4 protein-coding genes are annotated in these 4,046 nt (G+C 65.7%); all 4 read left to right on the forward strand.

The features are described 5' to 3' along the window. Positions 1-924: acyl-CoA dehydrogenase family protein (locus DYI24_RS22595; protein ID WP_164573923.1), on the forward strand; the 924-nt coding region annotated here is incomplete at its 5' end. A 137-nt stretch (positions 925-1,061) separates the two neighbouring features. Continuing rightward, positions 1,062-2,309, forward strand: a complete 1,248-nt coding sequence (locus tag DYI24_RS22600; protein WP_164573924.1) for an acyl-CoA dehydrogenase — start codon at positions 1,062-1,064, stop codon at positions 2,307-2,309. A 128-nt stretch (positions 2,310-2,437) separates the two neighbouring features. Next, positions 2,438-3,682, forward strand: a complete 1,245-nt coding sequence (locus tag DYI24_RS22605; protein WP_011157437.1) for an acyl-CoA dehydrogenase — start codon at positions 2,438-2,440, stop codon at positions 3,680-3,682. A 160-nt stretch (positions 3,683-3,842) separates the two neighbouring features. Further along, a partial coding sequence (locus tag DYI24_RS22610; RefSeq protein WP_205523636.1) for a nitroreductase family protein occupies positions 3,843-4,046 on the forward strand: 204 nt, incomplete at its 3' end.

Consider the following 4,046-nt stretch of genomic DNA (forward strand, 5'->3'; position numbering starts at 1 on the left):
CTCGAGCTCTGCGTGATTGCCGAGGAACTCGGCCGCGCGCTGGCGCCGGTGCCGTTCTCGTCGACCGTGTATCTCGCCGCCGAAGCGCTGCTGCTGGCGGGTTCGGAAGAGCAGAAGCAGAAGTGGCTGCCGAAGATCTCGTCGGGTGAGGCGATCGGCACGCTGGCGCTGTTCGAAGGCACCGGCAATCCGTCGCCGGCCGCCGTCAAGCTCGCGGTATCGAACGGCACGCTGACCGGCACCAAAAAGCCGGTCGCCGACGGCGCGATCGCCGATTTTGCCATCGTCGCGGCGCGCACCGGCAACAGCGGCCGCGAGACCGATGTCTCGCTGTTCCTGGTCGATCTCAAGGCCGGTGGCGTCACCGCCAAGCCGCTGCAGAACGTCGATCCGTCGCGCCAGCAGGCCGAGCTGACCTTCGCCGGCGCCAAGGCCGAGCCGCTCGGTGCGGCTAACGAAGGCTGGAGCATCTTGTCGCTTGTGATGGACCGCGCCGCGGTGCTGATCGCGTTCGAGCAGGTCGGCGGCGCCGACCGTGCGCTGGAGATGGGCCGCGACTACGCGCTCGACCGCATCGCGTTCGGCCGTCCGATCGGCTCGTTCCAGGCGATCAAGCACATCCTGGCCGACATGTACGTGTCGGCGACGCTGGCGCGTTCCAACTCCTACTACGGCGCCTGGGCGCTTTCGACCGACGCCGCCGAGCTGCCGGAGGCCGCTGCGGCGGCGCGGATCAGCGCCACGCAGGCGTTCCAGCACTGCGCCAAGCAGAACATCCAGGTGCACGGCGGCATGGGCTTCACCTGGGAGTTCGACTGCCACCTGTACTATCGCCGCTCCAACGCGCTGGCGCTCAGCCTCGGCAGCCAGTCGTATTGGGAAGATCAGCTGATCGATCGGATGCGCCAGAAGAACGCGGCGTAACGCGCGACGGTGAATGCCCAACCGTCATTGCGAGCGCAGCGAAGCAATCCAGAGGCCCCGTGCACTGAGTTGGATTGCTTCGTCGCTTCGCTCCTCGCAATGACGGAAAAATTGAACGCATCGATAGCAGGTGTGCCATGAACTTCGACGATACCCCGCAGGAAGCCGAATTCCGCGCCAAGGCGCGCGCCTGGATCGACGCCAATGCGCCGAAGCAATATGAGGACGAGCTGCGCAAAGCGTCGCTCGGCCGGGTGGTGCTGAAGGGCGCCAACATTCTCGAGGTCGCCAAGGCCTGGCAGAAGAAGAAGGCCGATGCCGGCTGGGCCGTGCCGCATTGGCCGAAGGAATATGGCGGCCGCGGCGCGTCGCCGATCGAGCGCGTGATCTGGCAGCAGGAAGAGGGTGTGTTCGGCAAGCTGACGGCGATGTTCATCATCGGCCAGGGCATGTGCGGGCCGACCATGATGGCCTACGCCTCGGAAGAGCAGAAGCGGCACTACCTGCCGCCGCTCGGCTCCGGCGAGAAGGTCTGGTGCCAGCTGTTCTCCGAGCCGGCCGGCGGCTCCGACGTCGCGGGCCTGCGGACGCGCGCCGAGAAGGACGGCGAGGACTGGATCATCAACGGCCAGAAGATCTGGACCTCCGGCGCGCACTACTCGGACTACGGCATCCTGATCACCCGCACCGACCCGACCGTGCCCAAGCACAAGGGTCTGACGATGTTCTTCCTCGACATGAAGAGCCCCGGCGTCGAGGTGCGGCCGATCAAGCAGGCCAACGGCAATTCCGACTTCAACGAGGTGTATTTCACCAACGTCCGGATTCCGGACAGCCAGCGCCTCGGCGCGGTCGGCGATGGTTGGAACGTGTCGTTGACGACGCTGATGAACGAGCGGATGTCGATCGGCGCCAACGTCGCGACCGGCTTCCCCGAGCTGTTCGACTATTGCTCGTCGCTGACGCTCGACGGCGCGCCGGCGCTCGACGATCGGGCGGTGCGCAGCAAGCTGGCGAACTGGGCGGTGAAGGCCAGCGGCCTGCGCTACACCTCGTTCCGCTCGATCTCGGCGCTGTCGAAGGGCCAGCGTCCGGGGCCGGAGAACTCGATCGGCAAGCTGGTCGCCGGATCGATGATCCAGGAAGTCGCGATGTATGCGCTCGATCTGCAGGGCGCCGCCGGCGTGCTGAGCGGGCCGGAGGATGCCGAAGTCGCCGGCCGTTTCCAGGCGATGCTGCTGCGTTCGCCGGCGACCCGCGTCGAAGGCGGCACCGACGAGATCCTGCGCAACATCATCGCCGAACGCGTGCTCGGCCTGCCCGGCGACATTCGCGTCGATAAGGACGTGCCGTTCAACCAGATCCCGACCAAGGGGCGGGCGTAGTGCTCACATCATCTTCGTCATTGCGAGGAGCGGAGCGACGAAGCAATCCAGTCTTCTATTGTGGCCCTGGATTGCTTCGCTTCGCTCGCAATGACGAATCCATCCTGAACTGAAGCGAAAGATCGACCATGAATTTCGACGATACCCCGCAGGAAGCCGAGTTCCGCGCCAAGGCTCGCGCGTGGATCGATGCCAACGCGCCGAAGCAGTACGAAGAGGAACTGACCAAGTCGGGCCTCGGCCGCATCAGCCTGAAGAACGCCGACATCGTCGAAGTCGGCAAGGCATGGCAGAAGAAGAAGGCCGAGGGCGGCTGGGCCTGCCTGACCTGGCCGAGCGAATATGGCGGCCGCGGCGCGACGCCGATCGAGAAGGTGATCTGGCAGCAGGAAGAGGGCGTTTACGGCAAGCTCACCCAGCCGTTCCAGATCGGCGAGGGCATGTGCGGCCCGACCGTGATGGCTTACGGTGCCGAGGAGCATAAGCGCCGTTACTTGCCGAAGCTCGCCTCGGGCGAAGAGATCTGGTGCCAGCTGTTCTCCGAGCCGGCCGGCGGCTCCGACGTCGCGGGTCTGCGCACCCGCGCCGAGAAGGACGGCGACGACTGGATCATCAACGGCCAGAAGATCTGGACCTCCGGCGCGCACTACTCGGATTACGGCCTGCTGATCACCCGCACCGATCCCAATGTGCCCAAGCACAAGGGCCTCACCATGTTCTTCCTGGACATGAAGAGCCCCGGCGTCGAGGTGAAGCCGATCAAGCAAGCCAACGGCATGCAGGAATTCAACGAGGTGTTCTTCACCAACGTGCGGATTCCGGACAGCCAGCGTCTCGGCGCGGTCGGCGACGGCTGGAACGTGTCGCTGACCACGCTGATGAACGAGCGCATGTCGATCGGCGCGCGCCTTGCCACCGGCTTCCCGGAGATCTTCGCGTTCTGCAACGATCTGGTGACGGAGAACGGCCCGGCGATCGACGATCCGGCGGTGCGCAGCAAGCTGGCGAACTGGGCGGTGAAGGCCAGCGGCCTGAAGTACACCTCGTATCGCTCAATCTCGGCGCTGTCCAAGGGCCAGCGCCCGGGCCCGGAGAACTCGATCGGCAAGCTGGTCGCCGGCCCGATGCTGCAGGACATCGCGGCGTTCGCGATGGATCTGGAAGGCGCCGCGGGCGTGTTCACCGATCCGGCCGAGGCCGAAGCCGGCGGCAGCTTCCAGGCGATGCTGCTCGGTTCGCCGTCGATGCGCATTGCCGGCGGCACCGACGAGATCCTGCGCAACATCATCGCCGAACGCGTCCTCGGCCTGCCTGGTGACATCCGGGTCGACAAGGACGTGCCGTTCAACAAGATCCCGACCAAGGGGCGGTGACGTACTGCTGCCACCGTCATTCCGGGGCGCGAGCGACAGCTCGCGAACCCGGAATCCGGCAGTTGTTGACATCGATCGACGGGTTGTGCGCGTTTCAGATTCCGGGTTCGCTCACTTCGTGAGCGCCCCGGAATGACGACCATTCAGGAATGAGGCCATCATGACCGACGCCGCTGCGACCACCGCTCCGATCGACGTCCTCGAAGAGCTGATGGCGGCGCGCTATTCGTGCCGGGCGTTCAAAGCCGATCCGGTGCCGCGCGCGACGATCGAGCGGATCCTCGGGACGGCGCAGAAGACCGCGTCGTGGTGTAACAGTCAGCCGTGGCAGGTGGTGATCACCTCGGGCGAGGCGACGGCGAAG

This window comes from Rhodopseudomonas sp. BR0C11, assembly GCF_010820945.1.
Lineage (GTDB): Bacteria > Pseudomonadota > Alphaproteobacteria > Rhizobiales > Xanthobacteraceae > Rhodopseudomonas > Rhodopseudomonas palustris_H.